Below are 20,898 nucleotides of genomic sequence, written 5' to 3'. Positions count from 1 at the left end.
CTTGATGAAATCCCTCCTGGTGAAATACCCGGGTTCCATCCAGCGGGAAATGGTTTGGGGGTCTGGCTTATCCATCATGACTTACTTCTTTTGAGGAGGATGTTCAAAGCTTTTTTTATGCGTGGATAGGTGCCACAACGACACAAAACGCCACTCATGGCGGTGTTGATCTCTTCCTCACTCGGATTAGGATTATCATCAAGTAAGGCTACCGCGGTCATTATCTGACCGGAATGGCAGTAGCCGCATTGCGGAACCTGGGCATCAATCCAGGCGTTTTGCACCGGGTGATCATTATTCTCAGAAATGCCTTCAATCGTAGTGATCTTTTTACCCGAAACACGGGCCGCTGGTTGGACGCAGGAGCGTATCGGCTTGCCATCAACATGAACCACACAGGCTCCACATTGTGCAATACCGCAGCCATATTTGGTGCCAGTCAACCCGATGTAATCCCTGATTACCCAAAGGAGGGGCATTTGAGGGTCAACATCTACGGTATAATTACGACGGTTAATGTTAAAGGTGAATTTGCCCATATGCCATATGGTAAATAGGTTTAATAAAATCTTATCTAAGATAACAAATCTCGAGCAATAGTGTACTAAAATGAAGTCTAACGCTGGTATATAAGGCGTGCCGGCAGTCCGCTATCAAAATTAACAAAATAATTCTGCCGGAATGACTTATATATAATGTTGTAAGCTGCCTATATTAAATCCAGAAGTCAATCCGCATTAATGCTTATTTATATACCCAAGTACTATTTTATTAAACTCAGCCGGATTTTCAAATGGCAATCCATGCGAAGTGTTGGGAAGTGTCACAAGTTCCTTATCCCTTAAACATCGATCCAATTCATCCACCATAGAAGTTAAAAACAAAGGTGATATATCCCCTTTCAACAATAATACAGGTGCTTTTATTTTCTTGAGATCATCACAGGTAATGCTCCGACGGGAACTTTTTCTAATAGGAGATTCCCTGAAATCTAGCGTATTATCCATCATAATTTTCTGGTCCCGTTTAGGAAGCTTCGAGAAATACAAGCTATCATCTGTTACCGCACCAATAAATATTGTTACCGCTTTTTCGTTGTTGTTGTTTTTAAATTCTTCAGTCATAAGCTCCCAAGCTTTTCCAAGTTTATTCGGCATTGTGTCACCACCTGGAACATTCTCCAGCATCGACATGAGAGCTGGTTCCCCAAGTGTGAGGCTGCGCACTAGTTCAGGATGATCCAAGGTAGTTAGTAACGCTACGCGGCCACCCCCAGAGTGTCCCACAAGATGAACCGGCCCCAGGTTAAGCGATTTTACTAATTCAGCAAGGTCTTTTTCATGAGAAATACCCGAATAATCTGATGAATCGCCTATTATTTGGTTGTTGGGATAAGCAAAGCGCCGACTGTAAGCAATTGCTCGGTGGTTTTGGGCAAACGTATCCATTTGTGCACCCCAGGTTCGGTAATCTCCCAATCCCCCATGAACTAATATTATGGGATCTCCTTTCCCCTTGTCAATGTAATGAATACTTTCACCATTGATAAATACGGTTTTCAATTCTGAGATAACATGGTCTTTGTCTTCCTTTGACTTGCGGTTACCACATGTGCACAAACAAAATAGCATCAGTAATAAAACACCTGATGAGAATAGATTTTTTTTCATAACGAAGGGTTTTATTTTAAATAATTGAAACTTCATAAGTATTATATTTAGAACTATTGAATATAAATAACATTTGAGCAACAATGATTAATAGGTCTTTGTCACGGTTGCTTACAATGTCTTTGATAAAATGCGTTTTAATGCATTTTTATCTTTTGTTGTAACCAGTTCTTTATGTAAAAAACATTCATCATTATTCTAAAAAATCTGATACTGCTTTTTTGACTTTTTTACTTTCATAAAAAAAAGATGTATGACCATAGTCACTTGTAAGTTCAACTAATCTGCAACCCAATACTTTTGAAAAAGCAATTGAACTTGTAGGATTTACCGCATGGTCATGCAGATTGATTATTATAAGTACATCGGCTTTCACCACATTTTTTATAGTATCAGGATTACTTTTAGAACTTTTGTATATATCATGCTGAATCATAGCATTCACTTGAGCCAAGTAATCTTTTGAGCTTATCATATTAGAATGTATTTCATTTTTGTACACGTCAAGACTGTCTAGGCTTTTAGTACTTACGAAGAAAGATGGTGTACGTATATTTATATTAAAAATGTCGTAAGCTCTTTTCATGGCAAGGTTGATATCCTCTTCATCTATGCCTGCTTCATTGATTAAATCTGCCTGTGTTTGCCATAATAAAATATCATAAAACGATTGTTTTGGGGTGCCAAGCATTGGAATTGCTTTATCCATAAATTCAGGATATGCAACCAGCCATTCAAATGTTTGCATAGCACCCATGGAAAAACTCATAACAGCATACACATGATCAATTTTTAGGTGATTGACAAGTAAATCATGTTGAGAATTAACCATATCTCGGATTGAAACTTTTGGAAAATTAGCTGTGATTGATGGCGAAGAAGAAATTCCAGCTGTTAAGGCATCAACTATTATAACATATAATCCAGTTGTATCCAATACATTGTATAACGCTCCTGAACTAACTATGTTCTCACTTGATTCACCAAACCAAGTAGGTATTAAAACGACGTTGTTCTTATCAGGGTTTAACTTTCCTACGGTCTTATACCCAACTTTACAATCTTTTATGACATTCCCATCAGTTGTTGTGAAGTCACCAATGTTGACCAATTGTAAATCTGTCTGAGCGAAGCTGAAGCTCGTCCAAATCAATAAATTTAAAAGAAGGAAATATTTCATGCCTGAGTTATTGTCTTAATTTTTTAATTGGTTACAACGACCTTGTTTGTGGTCGTTTTTTATTCTTGCTCCAACATTTCATTAATCAATTCAAGTGTTTGAGTACATCGATCAATGTAGAATTTAACTGTAATATAATACCAATTTAGATCATCCTTGAGTTCAGTGATTTCATTTATTGACATGGATTTTAGTTGTTTAGTCCTCAGCTCAAATTTGTACTTCTCATTCATCTTGTACCATTTATTGTCCAGAGTCTTACCATTATAATCGAGTCTATTATAGGAGTCATATAGACTGACTATTTTAGTAAGTAATATATCGTTTCGTATCAGTCTTAAAGTTCCTGATGAAAGAGCAGAATGATAGGTTCCGACGACAGGAAAAAAAGTGGGATTCCCATTATAAATTGAGATGAACATGGAGTCAAGTATGATTTTGTCTGTTTGAGATCCAATTTCTAACGACTTAAGCAAAAACTCAATATTCTGTTTGTTACCTTTCTGGATATTTATTATTCTGACAAGCTCCGCCTTATCACCAGCAAGATCTAGTCTTACACGACCGAGAAAATTTTCAATAATATCTTTCTCTTTTCTTTCTTCATTCCAATTATTAATACTCAAAGCAATCAAGATACCTACAACCACCAATGCAATTTCTCCAATGGCATAACGGGCATACTTTAAAGGCTTGTTATCATCAGCGAGTTGTTTGCGAATTTTACGGAAGAAGCCAATCATATAACTAGAATACTTGGTTGATCCTCTATAAGGTAGTGAATTAATTTATGAGGTTTTACCGTCAGTGCAAAGAAGTATTATGCGCTAGATACGAAGTACGAAATGCGAACCTCGTACTTCCAACCTCCAAGCTTACACTATATCTTCAACCACATTGTAGAGAGTGACAGCAGTAGTAGTTATTGGCGGTTACCTTACTTAGGTAGTTAATTATTTACCTTCAGCAAGTTCCTCATCGATGTGATTAATCAACGTTTTCGATTTTGTCAACAAACTTTCGAAGTAATTAATAAAATAGCCGTACTTCAAATAATACATCCTTTGTGGAACTATCCATTTTTTCATAAAGTTCCTCTATTTCCAGTTTTGCCTGTTCCCTATTTTTTTCATCAATGATTTTTTGGATTCTCTCACCCTCTTTAATTACATCTTCATAAGACATCCCATCCAACTTAGTTCTTACATCTTCAATAAATTTTTCCGCATTAGACAAATCAGCTAAAGATTCTACGTTTTCCAGGGCTATCTTTTGCAAGGATTCCTCAAACTTAATTTTTTCTTCATCACTTAAAGACTTTTTAAGATTCTCAATTGAGGTTTGATAACTTTCATCACTAGTGCTGTCTATCTTTTTAGCGCACGAAATAAAAAGTAACAATAATATGAGTACATAAAAATAGTTGTATTTCATAAGATGATTTTTGAGTTTAGAATATCGCCTTGAAAATAATGTCAATTCCTGATTAGTGCCTTAACGAAGAATTGTTATGTCAAGAGTTATTTATTGCATTGAGAAATAGCATTTAGTTTGTTGAACAATTCAAAAATTTTGCTAGTAAAGGATCTTAGTCATTTAATGTCATAGTAATAAACAGAAAACTAAATTTCAATGATTTTTATCATATTGATATGAGTATAAGGCTGTTAATGATTGCAGATTTAAATAAGCTTATAGAATTTTAAACTGATAAATATCATTGACAAAATACGGTCTGGGTGTTACCTTATGCAACTATTACTCAACTACTTCATTTATTGTCCAATAAATTGAACCATAGCTTGATAATTTAACCACTAAAAATACACTGTTATGAAAATTAAACTATATCAATGGTGCTTATTTGCACTACTAATTGGGTTTGCATTTATGATGCAAAATTGCCAGAAAGATGAAATTACCGAAACTTTAAAAAGTAAACAATACCAAGTATCATCTAAAAATAATGATCTTAATAACCATCCGCATGACATTAATAACCCGCTTATACCAACAGGAAATTCAACCCTAGACACTGAAAATCTACAAGCAGCTCTTCAGCACTCAAGTTTGAATAACGGCGGAACTCTTTATCTGGGCCCTGGTACATTCAAGATACATGGTACTATAGGAAGACAGAATCTATCTAATCCGACACATCCTTCCTTTAGTAGAGCTCTATTTAATGGGACTATCCAGGGAGCGGGCAAAGGTGTTACGATCCTGAAAGGCGTAAGAGGTCCGGAGGGCGTGAGTTTTGAGCCTCTACAAATTAAAGAGAAAAGTTGGTTGATTGATTACGCCGATCTCCTCATGTTTGCTCAGGAGTACTTAGGCGTGAAAGACTTGACATTTGAATCCGAGTTAGACCTTGTTGACAGAGATCCCTATTTTCACCCTGGCGGTGTTAGTGGGCTTTATGCTTACATCGAAGCAGGGTCACAAGAATATGGGCTAAATGAACTAGTCGGAACAGACATCAAGAATGTCCATTTCAAAGGGGTGCTGAATCACCATGGAGATTGGCAAAGCCCACCAGATACAGATATGAGGTACCTTTTCGTCCAGAATGGTGACGGAGGTGGCATCCATAATATTACCGGCTGCGATTTTGAGAACTCTGTGTACGGTAGCGCATTCTTAAACCTTGCCGACCCAATAATAAATATTGGTGGCAGTCAGGCGGAAAAAGTGACGTTTACTAACATTTATCTTAGGACTTATCGTAACCCCTTTGCCCGGCTCTATTATACGAGTGGTGTTGCGGTTGCGGGTTGTGGTAGTACTACACTAAATGTATCCCACATTGAGACAAATGAATCGACGGGTATTTATTTCAGAGCTCAGGAGAACACGGTTTCAAATGTTAAGTTGACCAACAGCGTTATTAATTTAAAAGGCTATAACCCCCCATGGTATGCGGGTGTGGAGTTGTGGGGAAGCAACAGTATGGTCTCCGCTGTTATCTCTGACAATAGCTTCCACTACAATGAAGTTGGGAATTATTGGACGTGGGGGCCAATTTTCACTGATGGTGTGGAAACTGCGGTGATTAACAACAATACAATTACTGGAAAAGGGGCTGCTCCAATAAAATTAAATGCATTTGGTTGGAATCCCGGTAGTATGACATTAATTCAAAATCATTTGGCTGGTTGGGAGATCGTTCCCGATCCATGGGGTTTGGGTACAGCCCGTATTTGGCTCGGGCCTTTCGTAGTTAACTCCCTTGTTGTTGGCGGAAACAACCATACGAACATCTTTGATGAACCAGCTTATGACTTAAATCATAACCCTCTCTCTGATGAGGATGGCAATCCGTTAACTGTACCTGGATATGGTGAATTGATTCCACCTGAAGAATTTGCTAACTTGGTTCCAAAGAACAATATCTTTAATGGTGTAAACAATATTCGACTGAATATAGGGAAGGATGTGAGAGATGCCATGAGACAAGAGGTAGAGACCAGGGAAGAGATGATGAATCGTACGAAAAGACAATGAAGACTTAAAAGGTCGTTGAAAAATTAAGTATTTAAAGGCTCCTCATATTTTGGGGAGTTTTTTATATCTCCTTCGGAACATTACTGTACTTGTCCAAAGATTTTTCATTTTTGGTATAATGGTCTTGTATATGAGCTGTTTTAATTGCTTATATATGTTGTTAGCCTTTCGTTATTTTATTTTCTCTAATTCGACCTCAATATTTTTCAATAAACTTATGATAGCTTTTTTGACACTTATATTTTCTATTTCCATATGCCAAAATCTCCTGTTTTTAAGACTTTTTAAAAAGTAAAGATACTCTTGGTCATTTTTAAGTTTTTCATAATTAATAGGCGTCATTTCGCCTATTAAACCATCCGTTGTAAAATTTTCATCGGCAAAGTCATTTTCTACTACCCAACTCTCATAATTACTTTTCCACATCTCATCAAATCTTGTAATGAGAATTTTTGCCGAACCTTCATCTACCAAATCTCTATATCTATTATTTCGCTCTTTTTGTCCTATTATCAGTTCGTCATAAAGCCGTACTAATCGCTGTCTTAATCCTTTGTTCGAAATGAGAGTTAAGCCTTCTGATTTTAATGATTCGAACACGCTTCTGTTAATTTGAGCCGTCCAGGTGTCATTAGTTTCCCCAAAATGATATTTTAGGGAATCTGAATAGGGTAAATTAGTCTCTAAATGAGTTAATATTATTTCCATCGAGGCCTTTGTCTGTTCTCCACGTTTTATTGCTCGATTGATATTTAATAAGTCTACCTCAAGACTTGCTTTAAAATCATTAAGAATTTCGATTTCCTTAGCTTCAGATTTATTACGTTCATTCAGATTATTTAATTGCAATGCAATCAAAATCCCTATTACGACAAGCACAATCTCTCCAATGGCATAAAGAAGATATTTACCGAACTTACTTTCAGTTAATAATTGTTGCCGAATACGCCTAAAAAATTTGATCATGCTTTTTTTGTTTAATGCCCTCGCTTCAGCTGGCTCCTCACTATCAAAGGTCTACCAGACCTTTGCTTTCCGTTCGGCCCTCTAAAGAATTTTATCATTTAAATATGGTTGGTCATAATGAAGGCTAACGACCTTGATATACGACCGTTTTAAATGGCGTTTATTTATTGTTAGGCTATGTTTAGTTATCTATTCTAAAATTGTTCACATTGATAACCTAATCTTTTCATTCTCTCATTTACGTCCTCTCTAAACTCCTTAGCAAACAGATATTGTTTATCGCACCAAACATCTCTCATTCCTGAATTTGTATAAGCACCCATTATTGTTTTCATTTGGTATTCAAATTCCCCTTCATCGTACAGGCCATTTCTATATTGATAATGTACATTTTCCCAATATCTAAAAAAGGCCAAGCATAGGTGTTCGTATCGCTGAACTTCTTCAAGTTTAAGTGAATCTCCAGCATCTCCCTTTATCCTGATGTTTACAAGATCATCATCGGCCGCAATTTGAATCATTATGTCAACGATTTTAGCCGACAGATCATTTCTAACCTGTGATTTCATCATTTTTTGGTTTTGATTTAGTTCAATAACCAATAATATAATACCCATTACTACTGCAAAATTGGCAGCTAGAACTAGCCATCGATTTGAACGATCAAATTTCATCATTAGTGTTTATTAAATTGAGCCTAATGGCCCAGTTTATGAGCCATTTTAATGACTTATGTATGTTGTTAGCCTTTCGCTATTTTTTACCTTCATTTCAATTTTTAATGCTCAATGCGATTAAAATCCCTATAACCACAAGTACAATTTCACCAATGGCGTATTTAAGGTATTTGCCTGTTTTGTTTTGATTCATAAGGTTATAGCGTATTTTACTAAAGAACTTAATCATCATCGTCTAAATATTTTTTAATCTTAGTTATGAGTCTTGTATTATCGCCAATGAGTTTTGTAAATGTTTGTTTCATTTCGTTTGACTTTAATGAAGATTCAAAAAGCAACTGCTGAAAATCCTCATTTTTAGACAACATAACTAAATTAGATTCATTAATTAATTTTTCAGCTTCTCTTCCACTTGAAGCTTCTAACTTTCTACTATCAAACCAGTATTGAACATCATGCATTTTATGACGCCTTATAAAGTCACGGATTTTAAAAACAACACTTTCATGTTCTTTTTCAGCTTCCGTAACTGAACTCATACTTCTAAAATAAATTTGGATCTCCCCCCTAATTTTATCATTGTTAATTTTATTAGCAATGTTAGGATCATTCTCTTTGGCCAAAGGGTCATAAACAAGAGACCGTCTTATATAGCTTGGATTGGAATGTTCTATAACTTCTTTTTCTTTAAACCCAACGAGATATAATTCTTTATGCAAAGAGTCAATAGATAAAATCTTGCCTAAATTAACTTGGTAATATGTTGAATCTGATTTTAAATCTTGCAGAAATTTATAAAGGGTCGCTTTTTCTTTAATCTGGTCTTTTCTTTGCTCATTCCAATTATTAATACTTAAAGCAATCAATATCCCAATAACCACAAGTAAAATCTCCCCAATAGCATAACGGGCATATTTTAAAGGCTTGTTGTCATCAGCTAGTTTTTTACGGATTCTACGGAAGAAGTTGATCATTGGAAGGAAGTGACTGGTTGTTATTCCTAAGGTAAGGAATTATTATAAGCGACTTTAAATCAGTCGAATCATATTTAACTTATAAGGCCGCTAAGATTACCTATTAATTTCTTTTTCCAGTTTTGGGATTATTGAATCGATCCTCTGAGCGAGTTGTCGGCTATAAAAAGATTTCCAACTGTATTCTTGGATTAAATATTTTAGTATACTAACTCTTCTGGGGTTTTTGGTAAGCAATTCTTTAGGGTCGTCCATTTTACTTATGTCCTGTGGATATAACCCTTCATCTATCATGGTGTGTAACCAATTTTTGGCCAGATCAATATGATTTGTATCAAAATCCACAATTTCATTATAATATGCATCTAATTCTTTCTTTAAGTTAGCATTCTTAATTTCTGAATAAATCCCGGTGTTTTTCATTTCAATTACCGTGCTGTTATTTGATTTAAAAAGAAGAACATGACCACTGTATGTAATTATATTCACAAAAAATTGAATATCAAAATCTTCAGGATATGGTCCTTGCCATTGCCAATCGTTTATTTCAGTTTCCTTCTCTATTTGAAAATACTCCGTAATATTTACGGGATCAAATCCACATATTTTTATTATGTGGTTGTGTCTCGAAGTACGCTTTTGGTAATAATTACTTTTTCCATTAAGCGTTAACTTATCAGATTGGAGGTCCTCGGTAAGTCTTACGAGAAATGTGTTTAATTGTTCCTTTTTTAACCTATTATTATTCCAATTATTGATACTCAAAGCAATCAGAATACCAATTACCACAAGAAAAATCTCCCCAATGGCATATCTGGAGTATTTGAAGAATTTGTTATCGTCAGCGAGTTTCTTGCGGATTTTTCTGAAGAAGTTGATCATTAAAAGGAAGTGGTTGGTGGTTACCTATCCAAGATAGTGAATAATCTATTAAAGTTTTAAACCGATTACTTTATCCATAAACATGCCTTTGGCAAATACTGTATTCCATTGGTCATCTTCTGATAGCATTTTGTATTCGTAGAGGGTCATTGTCCTAAATCTCGGGGATAATTTTATATATATAGTTTGGAAACCCTTAATCTTTCTACGGTTTGTCCGAAGAATCAAAAAAAAATCATTAATGATTCAGTTTTAAATCAGATAACTGAATATTTGAGTAGTGCTTTCAAGTTGAAAAAGATTGATTAATTCCTTCCTTAATTTATTTAAATGTAATAACTAAAACCCAAATCTCATCCAACTTGGTCTTTTAATCTAGCTCATAGAACCTGCAAAACTACTTCCAAATAAGGTCACCGTCCTGGTCTCGCTTGGGTAAAACCGAATAGAAGCAAAGACACCTGTCCCAGGTACATTTCTCTCCTGCCAGCTCTGCTGGGTTGAGGTTGTTAATGTCAATGGGGTATTTCTTACCATGAACCTTTAGGGCATAACTACATCCACGGGCACCATTTGTGACAATTTCTGTGACAAGTGCAATAGACACATCTTTTTGCTGTACTATATCATTAAGTAAACCTGCTTCAATGCATAGTTTGTCATAGGGAGTACCTGGCTTCCCTTCAAATAGGTTGACAAAAACCGCCTGATGATGGTGAACCATTGGATTGCCTTTGGTCTCTATGACAAGTCTATTGAGCAGACCCCAAAACCAGTCCTTTTCTCTTAGCCAGGACGTATCTGCCGTATCTTTAAGGAATTGTTCATGGTAGTCTTCGTACGTCCATCCAAGAGCTTGTTGAATGGTCCTTTCTATTAACCTGTAACCTTTTTTTAGTGTGAAGTTTTCCATTCTATGAATATAATAAAATACAGTATATGTAAGTTGATATGAGGGACTTCTCGCCATTCCAGGTTGGTCTAGAGTATATTTTCAAATGCAGTTAAAAATTGCTTTTTTTGTGTTTTTCCAACAATAACGACACAGTTATGCCCAATATTATTTTCGTAATTGTCCTTGTCTTATTAACCAGTTTTTTGACCTTTCTAACTACTACCAGTACAATCTCTCCAATGGCATACCTCATGTATTTTAAAGGCTTGTTATCGTCTGCGAGTTGTTTACGAATTTTTCTAAAGAAACCGATCATAGGAATTGGTTGGTTGTTCTTCCTAAGGTAATGAATTATTAAATATTGTGGATGTACCTTTTCCGATGCTATGATGCATTGAGTTGATTGGTAATATGGAAAGTTACTTAAATCATGCTTCTTAATCCCAAGGTGAAAGTCAAAACGGGAAAAAATTGTGTGCGTATATGTGCAGTTATAGAATTTGACATTTAGGGGCATCAAAGAACAATTTTGTATGCCTGATAAATAAAACGGGGTATTTGCACATAATATATTGACATTCATCCTATTATCAACCAATTAATCAAGTAGAATTGGTATCTTATAAAGAATAATTGCAGTTAGTCCCTCTTCTTTGTGACCATTATAATATTTAACAATCTTAAAACCCAGGGATATGGAAACCAAGATAAGTCGTAACCTTTTTTTATTGTTTGGCCTTTTATTAGCGATTCTATTTTCATGCGAAAAGGAAACACATGTTCAATCAAATGAAATCGAAAGTAATCAATCACTAGTTTCTGACCGCCAAGAGATAGTACAAAGTTTGGTTTCTGAGGAATTAGAAATCGCTAAAATTATCAACTCACATAATAAATCCAATCAAAGTAAAATTGTTAAAAACATCGATTCTAAATATATCAAACATCGATCCGATTTGAGTGAAAAATCTGGTAAGACAGTTGTTGAAGTTTATCCAACTGGTGAAGTACCCATTGATGAAATAAATATTCAACATGTAACAGACTCTTTAGGATTACTAGGTGTGGATGCCACGATAATTTTAAAATCTAGAAATTTAAATATGCAACGTACGGCATTTAAGTTTTCAGATGAAATAGTCCAAGGCGGTGGATTTCCTGCCAATGTCCGAATATTAGGAGCTTCTATGGGGCAGGGGGGCAATATTTCCTACATAGGAGAAAATACAGGAAATTTTAAAACGACCATTAATGGAGCCTTGAGAAATGAAATAGTTAGTGGTGTAAACCAATCAATCGCATTTTACATCGAAGATAGACCTAGTGTATCATTTGAAAATATCAATTTTAAAAATGGTGCAGCTATCAAGTCGATTCATGGAGGTCTTGGGAGCATTCTAGTCGAAAATTGTTTTTTTGACAATATTCTTCAAAATCCTATTAGTTTAGTTGGAGTAAATAATTCCATAGAGATTACTAATAATGAATTTATAAGGTATGGTGGCTATATATTTTTGGTAAATAATCCTGCAAATACTTTGGTAGATAATAATATTATAAAAGCTAATCTTAATTACACTCCAGCGACAGGTTCTGGGGGAGGATTATTTTTTGTTGATCAATCAGGGATAATATCTAATAACGAGATTTCTACAAATGGGCGCAGGACTTCTCTTTTATTAGGACCATTTAATAATAATTATAAAGTCGATGTAATAAATAACAACTTGTATGGAGAACAAGCGGTTATCGATTTGTTAATTTTTGATGAACAAGGGTCATTATTTATTGACAATAATCAAATTAGGATAAATAATGATTCTACGACTTTTCTCTCTCGCCAAGCCCTATGGTTTAAGTTTGGTGAGAATGCTTATGGTCATGATATAGTTATTTCTAATAACCATATAAAAGGAACTGGGGGAAAAGGGATTTCGATAAATAGATGGACAGGAACCTCATCTATTTCTGGCGTTACAGTCGCATGTAATAATTTCTCTGGTTTCAAATCTGTATGTTCGTTTGATATATGTTATGATATATCCTTTAGTTCAGAAACTTCGGACTTTTTTTTCTGTGGCAAAGGTCTTATAGGGGATTTTGGAGTTAATAATGTGGTTCTGAATGAATGTCCGTTCAATTGTGAATAGACAGGGAATAACACCATTTAATAGTTAATCTTTACAAAGGCATAATTATAAAAGATTAATTTGAAAAATCTTCCTTAAACAAGATTAGTTGTCTTTTAGTTCAGTAATACTCTTAAATCGGCTTAAATCATGCTTCTTAATCCCAAGGTGAAAGTCAAAACGGGAAAAAATTGTGTGCATATATTCACATTTGCTGTATGTACCATTGAGGGGGGGAGGGGCAGAATATTGTTAGTTAAATCTCCTTGGGAACATTACTGTATTTATGCAGGCTATCTCCTTCTGTTCCTTATTGGGTTCAAAAACAACATATCTGGTTGCTTTTTTAGTAGATTCTACCACAATGTTCAAAGAACGACGCACAGAAACATAACCCTATTCCTTCTAGGCTTTCTTTTTACCATCTACATGATGTACGTCATTGACAGGAATTGGTATAAAGAGCTAATTTAAAGCGCTTTAAGCACAGGCAGTGATTATTTATTCATAAACCCGCTGAACACCATCCCCTTTCAACTCTTCTTTAATTACTAACTAAATGACTATCAAAATGAAAAAGCTAACTCTTTTACTCGTACTAATTTTTGCTTTTTTATCCTGTGAAAAAGAGGAGGTTACCGACCCTGCCTCTTATCAGGAAGATTACATTATTGGGACTACTCTTAAAGCTAATAATGGACAGGTTTTCACTATTACACCCAGCGGAGATGAAACTGGAATCACGGATGCAAATAGTATCATGGCAGCATTTGAACAGGCTACGACAGCAGGCGATGGCAGTACTGTCAAAATGACTCCAGGCACATTCTTTATTGAACGAACTATCGCTCCTTGGGACTTCGTCGGAACATTCAAAGGAGCTGGAAAGGACGCCACAACCATTAAAGTCATTGAACATGGTTTTGAGAATGCCGGATTAGCTTTATGGGCTGTAGCTTTTGAATTCAATCTAAAAGACAGAGGGGCAACGATGGCAGACAAGGTCCATTTAACCCTGGAAGGGTTCACCTTGGTAGTAACAGGGGAAATTCCAGAATTTTACCTAGAAGATAGCGCTAATCTATTCGGTTCCTGGCATGGTATATTCATAGATACAAGGTATGCAGTAACATATCCGGATCCTGCTGTGAAAGAGTTTATAGCCTTGCCGGCCTTTAGAGATGTGGAAGTCCTAGATATTGCTGTGATTGGTGATGGTGAAGTAAATAGGGTGGCAGATCCTATTTTCATAGCTGGTGGCCAGGGAGGCAGAGTCGAGGGAAACAGATATTACCGGGATTTCACATATAGTGAAAATACTGGTACGATAAGAGTTTCAGATTCAGATTTTATCACCGAAAATGGTTATTCTAAACTTGCGATATTTGACCAACTGAACTCAACAGTCACAGTAGAAAGAGTCAATCTAATAGGTCTCAGCACAATTGGCGGGTGGTTTGTTAATAACGTAAATACATCGTTCAAAGTATCACGTTTGAATGCGACTCGTTGTCCAGGGGTGTCTTACGATGGGAACTATTCTGGCATACTCTCTGCCAGTCATTGTGAGGTCGTAGATCATCCGCCAGGATCAATTTTTGCTGGTTTCGAGATATGGGATGAAGGCAGCACTAATACCATTGTCCTCTCGCATAATAAGATTCACAGCGAGGACAATGCGCTCTGGGGACCACTCTTCATGAATGGTGCGAGCAATCCTGTTATCACTAACAATACATTCACAGGCAGAGGCCCTGCGGCGATGTATTTGGGAGTTGATTTTTGGGAAATTGGTGGAAATAACGGTTTGACGGTAGTTGGCAATAACTTGAATGGTTGGGACACACAACACTGGGATTGGTTGCCAGGGATAGCACCGATATGGCTTGGCTCTGGCACGAGCAATTGCACTGTTGTAGGAAGCGGGAACCTTAATAACAACGTTGTTGATGACGGTACAGGTAATACACTAACTGGCGTGAACAACCAGGGTGGATCAAATCTGGGTCAGACAGTCAAGGCTGCGATGAGGCAGAAGATTGACTTAAAGAATGCGATAATGAGCATCAGAGGTAACACAGATCAATGAACATAGACCAAATGGATGACAAGTCCAATTGAAACAATTATCTTCAAACCATATACAGATTATTGCATTAGGGATAATATAATTGCATATTCAAAAGTTTGTTGATACTAAATCTTTTATTTTGTAATAAAGACTCCTCAATTTTTGGGGAGTTTTTTATTGTGGATAAATCGCTTTGCTAGATTTTATCACACCAGATAACACAGGTATAAGAAATCCATATCACATTAAATGTTCATTTTAAGTAAATATGCACTAAAAAGAGGAGGAAATAAGCATCGTTGTAAACGTAGTTGTAAACATTAGGCACAAAAAAAGGAGCTACATTTCTGTAACTCCTTCATTATCAATGCTCCTCTTACTATTTTATTCTCTAACCAATTTCAGGAAGGCCTAAAGAAGCTCTATGATATAAAGGAATACCTTGATATTACGAATTTAGGGTATCCCAATAAATACACCTCTTTACATCCCATAGTATAATTGAACAAATTTGGATGGCCTCAAATAGATCTTATATGATTTCGAGGTATTAATTCATACATTAGTTGTCTGCATTTGTTACAGAAGTAAAACAAATGTTCTGAAGAATAATTCCTAAGAAACACTAAAATAGAACTTCAATGCGGATAGATATTAATTATTTGGGACAACTTTTTACCATATTAGGTGGGATAGCAGCCATAATTGGTCTTATTGCAATTTGGTATCAACTAAAGAAAAACAAGGAAATAAATGATGCGCAATTTATTGTAGAAATTTTTGAGCAATTTAGGAGTCATAGTCAGCTTTTCAGCAAAATCAATCCATATGAAATAAGAGATAAAAACCTCAACAAGAAAGACAAAAATAAGATAGTCAGTTTACTGGGGTTCTATGAGTCCATCTACTATCTGTTAGATAAAAATGTAATATCATTTGATACGGTCAATAATAGTTTTGGATATACTTTTTTTAGCCTGGTACATCATGAATATGTCCAAAAATCGGAACTGGCTTCATATGGTGAATATTACAGGACAATTTTTAGACTACATAAAATTTGGGTAGACTACAGAAAATCAAAAAATCAAAAAATTATTGGTCAAAATAATTCACTTGAAGAATTAGATGGTTATGAAATTCTTAGTTCTAAAAAGTAAAATTATATAACTAGAATAATAGCATCATATCAAAACAAATAAGTGTCTTCATTTCTCAACTTAGGTTTAATGAGGTATATAAAAAAAGACTAATTAAATCTCCTTCGGAACATTACTGTACTTGTCCAGACTACTTCCTTCTTTGAATACTCCTTTTCCTATTATTTCATCCTGTTCTATATCCCAAATAACCTCAACAAAGAACATATCTATTGCATACAGAACGTACTTAGAATTACCTTCTATAACAATATCCAGGAACTTACCTTTAGAGAATACTGTGTCGTACTGCTCATCTTCTGATAGCATTTTGTATTCGTAGAGAGTCATTGTCCTAAATTAATTATGTACAGTGCAACTATAATGCAGGATAAGAAAGAGCATTTAAAAAAAGCCCTCCACATTATAGAGAGCAACAGAAGTAGTAGTGGTTGGTCTTTGTTAACCTTTGGTTATTTTTCTTTTAAACTGGCAACCTCTTTTTTAATCCTGTCTGCAATTTTTAATGCAAATTCTAAAGTAGTCTCATGAATTTTTAATAAAGTTGCTTTAGATTCTCTTCCTTTTTCAATGTAGTAAAGTGAATTATTATTAGATAACAATTTTTCATATGCTGTTTTACTCATGATTATTCCGGTAGAATCATACCCAAAATATTGTCCTATTTCATGTCTCAAAAGTTTACCATGGTCAAAAACTTCCAAATTATTTTCTGCCATTTTTAATCCCGCATATTCGAATTGGTAGAGTCTATTAATTTCGTCCCTTAGGGATTCATTAGAAATAATGGACAAACCCTTTTGTATGCCTTCTTGAAAATGGGAATCGTGCAATAATATTCTATAGTCATTATTAATGCTAAAATTTAAATTTCTTACAAGATTTTTACTTTTTACTTTTTTGTTAATTAAAAGATTAAGCAGTAAACTATCGTTTGTTATGAGAATTTTGTATTGACGAATATTAAAGTTTAAATCGATTGTGTCTTTTAGAATATCGTTTCTAATTCCATCTAAAATGTCAATTTCAACTAGTTTTTGTTTTCTATATTCATTTAGGTTGTTTAATTGAACTGCTATTAAAATACCAACCACCACCAATACAATCTCACCTATAGCATAACGCGCATATTTTAATGGCTTATTATCATCAGCTAGTTTTTTACGAATTTTACGGAAGAAGTTAATCATAAGTGGTGGTTGGTTGTTCTTCCTAAGATAGGGAATTATTACAAGCGACTTCAAATTAGTCTAATCATGTAGAATTTTAAGACCACCACATTTGATAGAGTGACAGATGTTTTAGTGGTTGGGGAATGGCTCGGCTATGATTTCGTCCCGAAAACTATGATTTTTCATAGGATATATTGTTAGCCTTTGTTTTTTTGGATTATTAATATTTCTTATTCTAAATATGTTTCCTTCAATAAAGTAATTAATTCTTCTGCATCAGAGGTTAATTCAGGCAGTTCAACGTTACATCTAATATCATAATACACCTGAAGTCTAATGAGACTATTAATTACTTTATCAATATCTTTTATATCATTAGTAATTAACCTCAAATTATAAGTTTTAGATTTAAGATATTCTGGTTCTGAATATAAATGAAATTCATTCAAATCTGGATTATTAATTTTTACAAGGACATTTTTTCGCAACTCTATAATATTAATATAATTACTATTGACTACTTGTGAAATTAGGTTTAGCGCATGTTCAGATTTAGCTTTGTCATTTAAATAATCCCCATCTATATGATAAGTAAAAGCTTCATATTCTCTAATTTTTTTTGAAATTGAAACATCTTCAATATACTGTAGACTTCCAGAACTTTTCATTTGATCAATAGTCGACCTATTCCACTTATATGGTCTATATAATATATTCCATGTCATGCATAGAAAATCAATATTTGAAATTTCTTCTATTTTTTTATTTTGAACAGATTGAGCAAGACTATCAATTTTATTAGAAACATTTATCATCATCTTCCAATTGGTCTCGATTGTTAAAATATCCTCTTCTAAATCTTGAATATATAATTTGGCATATTCTTTAATTTTTTCTTGTTGATTTTTTTTTATATCCCAATTGTTTATTTGTAAAGCAATTAAAATACCAATTACAACAAGTACTATCTCGCCAAGTGCATATATTAGGTATTTCAAAGGCCTGTTGTCATCGGCTAATTTTTTACGGATTTTTCTGAAGAAGCCAATCATTAGAAGTAAAAGTTGGTTGTTCTTCCTAAGGTAAGGAATTATCTGGAAAAGTTTTAAACCGATTACTATATCTAAGAACCTGCCTTGGGAAAAAACAGTAACCTACTGTTCATCTTTAAAGTCATACTGCCATTATTTTATTGTGGACGGCAAGGCTGCGTTAGATCGCTTTGCTCTTCCAACAAGGAGAGCAAAAGATTGAAATTCCAAATCGCAAATCTCAATTTCTACCCGCACTAAAGGATACTTTGTTATTTGGTGCTTGTAATTTGAGATTTGCCTTCTGGTTCTTGTTTCGTCCTTCATTACATTTTGGATGACAAGCCCTCCTTCATTACATTTTGGATGACAAGGTTCGGCTTAAATAATGTGAAACACAAGCGGAAAACTAGTGCTAGCTGGGGGATTTGGAATTTATAAAAGACCTGATGCTCCCGCTAGCGGGGGAACTATAGGTTATATCTGAACTATCAGAACTTGAAAAAGATGGATTATTAATACATTCTTCCTCTTTAACATCTTCTTTTACTTTTCAATGGAATATTACATCTAAAAGGACCTAGTCTCGATCACAGTAGTTTATGGCCTTTTTGAGGTCCTCCAGCAATACCAGGTTACTATCCAAAAGTTCATCTACTATAGAAAGGTGTACGGCGCTAATGCGGTACCTATATTGAATCTGGTTTACTAACTCCAGTTCCTGGATCGGATCATTTAAATAATTTGTGATATGTTTGAAAAAAGTAAATTCAAAATCAGCGGGTTTGTTGAATATTGGTTTGATGTACCCTTTTTCCAAAATTTTCTGACTCCATTTTAACTGATGGTTTGGCACATAATGCGTACCTACCTGTAATGCTAATGGGGCAAAATGGTTATCTATGTATTCATTGTTTTGCCGAATGACGGTCTCATACTGGTCGACCGTTTGAAAATAAAGCATTATTTGTTGTTTCAATGTCTGATCCAAAAGTAGGTTTAACCCTCCCGTTGCCAACAGCTCCCTGTAGGTGCTATTATGTTTTCGAAATGTACTCCGGTTGTTTAATATACTTAGGCGCTTAGAAAAGATGGTGTCAATCGTAAAACCAGCTCTGTCATAATATCCCTGAAGGATGGCCTCGGCATTATTGATTACTTCCTGGTCAAACTCTAAATAGGACTCTAAGAACATCTTTTCTGTAGTCAGATCCGTAATGAGTCCTTTAATGTATTCACATTCCCTGGAGCGGGCTTCTAAATGGTCCTGATGTTTATTAACCTGTAGTGCAATCAATATCCCAACTACCACCAATACAATCTCCCCGATAGCATACCTCATGTATTTCAAAGGCTTGTTATCGTCTGCCAGTTTCTTGCGGATTTTTCTAAAGAAGTTGATCATGTGTAGTAGTGGTTGGTTGGTGATTCCCTTAACAAGGTACTGAAATATTTTATTCTAATGATTTGTAAACTATTGACTTACCAAGTAAGTAATCCTATATCATAATTTATTACTTACCGTTTAATTCTATCCTCATCTGTGGGAAGTGCTGTGAAATGATCGGTTATTCGAACGGAATAAAGTAAAGGCCCCATTTCATACAAAATCTTCGTTTTGAAGGATTTTCCAAAACAATGACATGATAATGATTTATTTTAAGGGCATTTTTCCTGATACCATTGTTCGCACCATACCATGACAGATGTTTTTGTGGGTGGTAAACTTTTCAGCCTTTTGTTATTTTTTTCTTTTTTCTATTTCTATTTCAATTGCATTTATTAAAAGATCTACTTCTTTGATGGTAACTTCACACCTGTTTTTAAAATAATTTGCCATATACATTATGAATGAAAGTGTATTAGAGTATTCTGATGAATTTAATACTTGTTGATAATCATTAGGCTCCAATCCTCTTGAAGATAACTGAAAGCCTTTTAAAAGTTGGGGTGTTATACTATTGGCCAATATATTAGATATTTTAATTTCTTGGTCTGAATGCCATCCAAATTCTTCATCGTAAAGTTTTATAATGTTCAATCTTATTGAGTCATTAGTTATGTTATTAAATCCTTCACTTTTTAAATTCTCGTATTCTGAATACGAAAAACCGTAAGAAAAACTGTACAGGGGTAATAACAAGTATCGAGGTAATGTGTCACTATAAGCTAATTTTGCCCTCAAGTGCCTCTCTAATAATCTCCCTTTAGCATTCAATATTTTGTATTCCTCGACTCTATATTTTATTGCCGCCTTGTTAGTGTATAATGAATTTTTTATTTCAACCAATAACTTAATTTCATTTTTATTGGCTTTTCGAAGTTCATTCCAATTATTCACTTGAAGTGCAATCAATATCCCAACTACCACCAATACAATCTCCCCAATAGCATACCTCATGTATTTTAAAGGCTTGTTATCGTCTGCGAGTTGTTTGCGGATTTTTCTAAAAAAGTTGATCATCGTTTAGTATGTTTTCCTTTGTTATTGCTTGTCACTTTTAATTACCTGGATTGATGCGTTGGCAAAACGTTTACCCATTTCTATATATCCCTCCTCTGACATGTGTAAATCATCTTTTATTTC

General features: G+C 34.7%; 21 protein-coding genes. 4 read left to right on the top strand and 17 right to left on the bottom strand.

Annotated features, from left to right (window positions below):
* Window positions 1-74: 74 nt before the first annotated feature.
* The 5 genes from ABJH90_RS14165 to ABJH90_RS14145 all read right to left on the bottom strand — a co-directional run bounded on the left by ABJH90_RS14165 (window position 75) and on the right by ABJH90_RS14145 (window position 4,284).
* Window positions 75-539, bottom strand: coding sequence for a (2Fe-2S)-binding protein (locus ABJH90_RS14165; RefSeq protein WP_348140450.1), 465 nt, complete (start codon window positions 537-539; stop codon window positions 75-77).
* A 198-nt stretch (window positions 540-737) separates the two neighbouring features.
* Window positions 738-1,670 carry an alpha/beta hydrolase gene (locus ABJH90_RS14160; RefSeq protein ID WP_348140448.1) on the bottom strand — a complete coding sequence of 311 codons (933 nt, stop codon included), beginning with the start codon at window positions 1,668-1,670 and terminating at the stop codon, window positions 738-740.
* Between the two features lie 193 nt (window positions 1,671-1,863).
* Window positions 1,864-2,850, bottom strand: coding sequence for an alpha/beta hydrolase (locus ABJH90_RS14155; RefSeq protein ID WP_348140446.1), 987 nt, complete (start codon window positions 2,848-2,850; stop codon window positions 1,864-1,866).
* Between the two features lie 59 nt (window positions 2,851-2,909).
* Complete coding sequence (locus ABJH90_RS14150; protein ID WP_348140444.1) at window positions 2,910-3,593, bottom strand: DUF6090 family protein; 684 nt, start codon at window positions 3,591-3,593, stop codon at window positions 2,910-2,912.
* 286 nt (window positions 3,594-3,879) lie between these two features.
* Window positions 3,880-4,284 carry a DUF6694 family lipoprotein gene (locus tag ABJH90_RS14145; protein ID WP_348140442.1) on the bottom strand — a complete coding sequence of 135 codons (405 nt, stop codon included), beginning with the start codon at window positions 4,282-4,284 and terminating at the stop codon, window positions 3,880-3,882.
* Window positions 4,285-4,920: 636 nt separating this feature from the next.
* On the opposite strand from ABJH90_RS14145, the gene ABJH90_RS14140 reads away from it, so the two are divergent.
* Complete coding sequence (locus ABJH90_RS14140; RefSeq protein ID WP_348140440.1) at window positions 4,921-6,354, top strand: right-handed parallel beta-helix repeat-containing protein; 1,434 nt, start codon at window positions 4,921-4,923, stop codon at window positions 6,352-6,354.
* 171 nt (window positions 6,355-6,525) lie between these two features.
* On the opposite strand, the gene ABJH90_RS14135 is transcribed toward ABJH90_RS14140, so the two are convergent.
* The 7 genes from ABJH90_RS14135 to ABJH90_RS14105 form a co-directional block, all read right to left on the bottom strand.
* On the bottom strand, window positions 6,526-7,320 hold the full coding sequence (locus ABJH90_RS14135) for a DUF6090 family protein (protein WP_348140438.1): 795 nt from the start codon (window positions 7,318-7,320) through the stop codon (window positions 6,526-6,528).
* Window positions 7,321-7,514: 194 nt separating this feature from the next.
* Window positions 7,515-7,997, bottom strand: coding sequence for a hypothetical protein (locus tag ABJH90_RS14130; protein WP_348140436.1), 483 nt, complete (start codon window positions 7,995-7,997; stop codon window positions 7,515-7,517).
* A 94-nt stretch (window positions 7,998-8,091) separates the two neighbouring features.
* Window positions 8,092-8,229, bottom strand: a complete 138-nt coding sequence (locus tag ABJH90_RS14125; protein ID WP_348141004.1) for a hypothetical protein — start codon at window positions 8,227-8,229, stop codon at window positions 8,092-8,094.
* On the bottom strand, window positions 8,219-8,971 hold the full coding sequence (locus ABJH90_RS14120; RefSeq protein ID WP_348140434.1) for a DUF6090 family protein: 753 nt from the start codon (window positions 8,969-8,971) through the stop codon (window positions 8,219-8,221). Before ABJH90_RS14120 ends, ABJH90_RS14125 begins: the two co-directional genes overlap by 11 nt.
* Before the next feature lie 96 nt (window positions 8,972-9,067).
* Window positions 9,068-9,853 (bottom strand): DUF6090 family protein, encoded by a 786-nt coding sequence (locus tag ABJH90_RS14115; protein WP_348140432.1) that lies wholly within the window; start codon window positions 9,851-9,853, stop codon window positions 9,068-9,070.
* A gap of 397 nt (window positions 9,854-10,250) precedes the next feature.
* Window positions 10,251-10,766 carry a hypothetical protein gene (locus ABJH90_RS14110; protein ID WP_348140430.1) on the bottom strand — a complete coding sequence of 172 codons (516 nt, stop codon included), beginning with the start codon at window positions 10,764-10,766 and terminating at the stop codon, window positions 10,251-10,253.
* Window positions 10,767-10,857: 91 nt separating this feature from the next.
* The gene (locus tag ABJH90_RS14105; RefSeq protein WP_348140428.1) at window positions 10,858-11,064 is read right to left on the bottom strand and encodes a hypothetical protein; all 207 of its coding nucleotides are present in this window, start codon (window positions 11,062-11,064) and stop codon (window positions 10,858-10,860) included.
* A 379-nt stretch (window positions 11,065-11,443) separates the two neighbouring features.
* On the opposite strand from ABJH90_RS14105, the gene ABJH90_RS14100 reads away from it, so the two are divergent.
* The 3 genes from ABJH90_RS14100 to ABJH90_RS14090 all read left to right on the top strand — a co-directional run bounded on the left by ABJH90_RS14100 (window position 11,444) and on the right by ABJH90_RS14090 (window position 16,108).
* Window positions 11,444-12,898, top strand: a complete 1,455-nt coding sequence (locus ABJH90_RS14100; RefSeq protein WP_348140426.1) for a hypothetical protein — start codon at window positions 11,444-11,446, stop codon at window positions 12,896-12,898.
* A 550-nt stretch (window positions 12,899-13,448) separates the two neighbouring features.
* Window positions 13,449-14,966 carry a hypothetical protein gene (locus tag ABJH90_RS14095; protein WP_348140424.1) on the top strand — a complete coding sequence of 506 codons (1,518 nt, stop codon included), beginning with the start codon at window positions 13,449-13,451 and terminating at the stop codon, window positions 14,964-14,966.
* A gap of 623 nt (window positions 14,967-15,589) precedes the next feature.
* Window positions 15,590-16,108 carry a hypothetical protein gene (locus ABJH90_RS14090; protein WP_348140422.1) on the top strand — a complete coding sequence of 173 codons (519 nt, stop codon included), beginning with the start codon at window positions 15,590-15,592 and terminating at the stop codon, window positions 16,106-16,108.
* A 93-nt stretch (window positions 16,109-16,201) separates the two neighbouring features.
* On the opposite strand, the gene ABJH90_RS14085 is transcribed toward ABJH90_RS14090, so the two are convergent.
* The 5 genes from ABJH90_RS14085 to ABJH90_RS14065 form a co-directional block, all read right to left on the bottom strand.
* Complete coding sequence (locus ABJH90_RS14085) at window positions 16,202-16,438, bottom strand: hypothetical protein (RefSeq protein ID WP_348140420.1); 237 nt, start codon at window positions 16,436-16,438, stop codon at window positions 16,202-16,204.
* A 122-nt stretch (window positions 16,439-16,560) separates the two neighbouring features.
* Window positions 16,561-17,298, bottom strand: coding sequence for a DUF6090 family protein (locus ABJH90_RS14080; protein WP_348140418.1), 738 nt, complete (start codon window positions 17,296-17,298; stop codon window positions 16,561-16,563).
* A 212-nt stretch (window positions 17,299-17,510) separates the two neighbouring features.
* Window positions 17,511-18,332: a DUF6090 family protein gene (locus ABJH90_RS14075; RefSeq protein WP_348140416.1), complete on the bottom strand. Its 822-nt coding sequence runs from the start codon at window positions 18,330-18,332 to the stop codon at window positions 17,511-17,513.
* 559 nt (window positions 18,333-18,891) lie between these two features.
* Window positions 18,892-19,716, bottom strand: a complete 825-nt coding sequence (locus tag ABJH90_RS14070) for a hypothetical protein (protein WP_348140414.1) — start codon at window positions 19,714-19,716, stop codon at window positions 18,892-18,894.
* A 336-nt stretch (window positions 19,717-20,052) separates the two neighbouring features.
* Window positions 20,053-20,712: a DUF6090 family protein gene (locus tag ABJH90_RS14065; RefSeq protein ID WP_348140412.1), complete on the bottom strand. Its 660-nt coding sequence runs from the start codon at window positions 20,710-20,712 to the stop codon at window positions 20,053-20,055.
* Window positions 20,713-20,898: the final 186 nt, after the last annotated feature.

Source organism: Eudoraea sp., assembly GCF_039969275.1.
GTDB lineage: Bacteria > Bacteroidota > Bacteroidia > Flavobacteriales > Flavobacteriaceae > Eudoraea.
The sequence above is the reverse complement of the archived record's forward strand: the minus strand, read 5'-3'. Positions and strand labels throughout refer to the sequence as shown.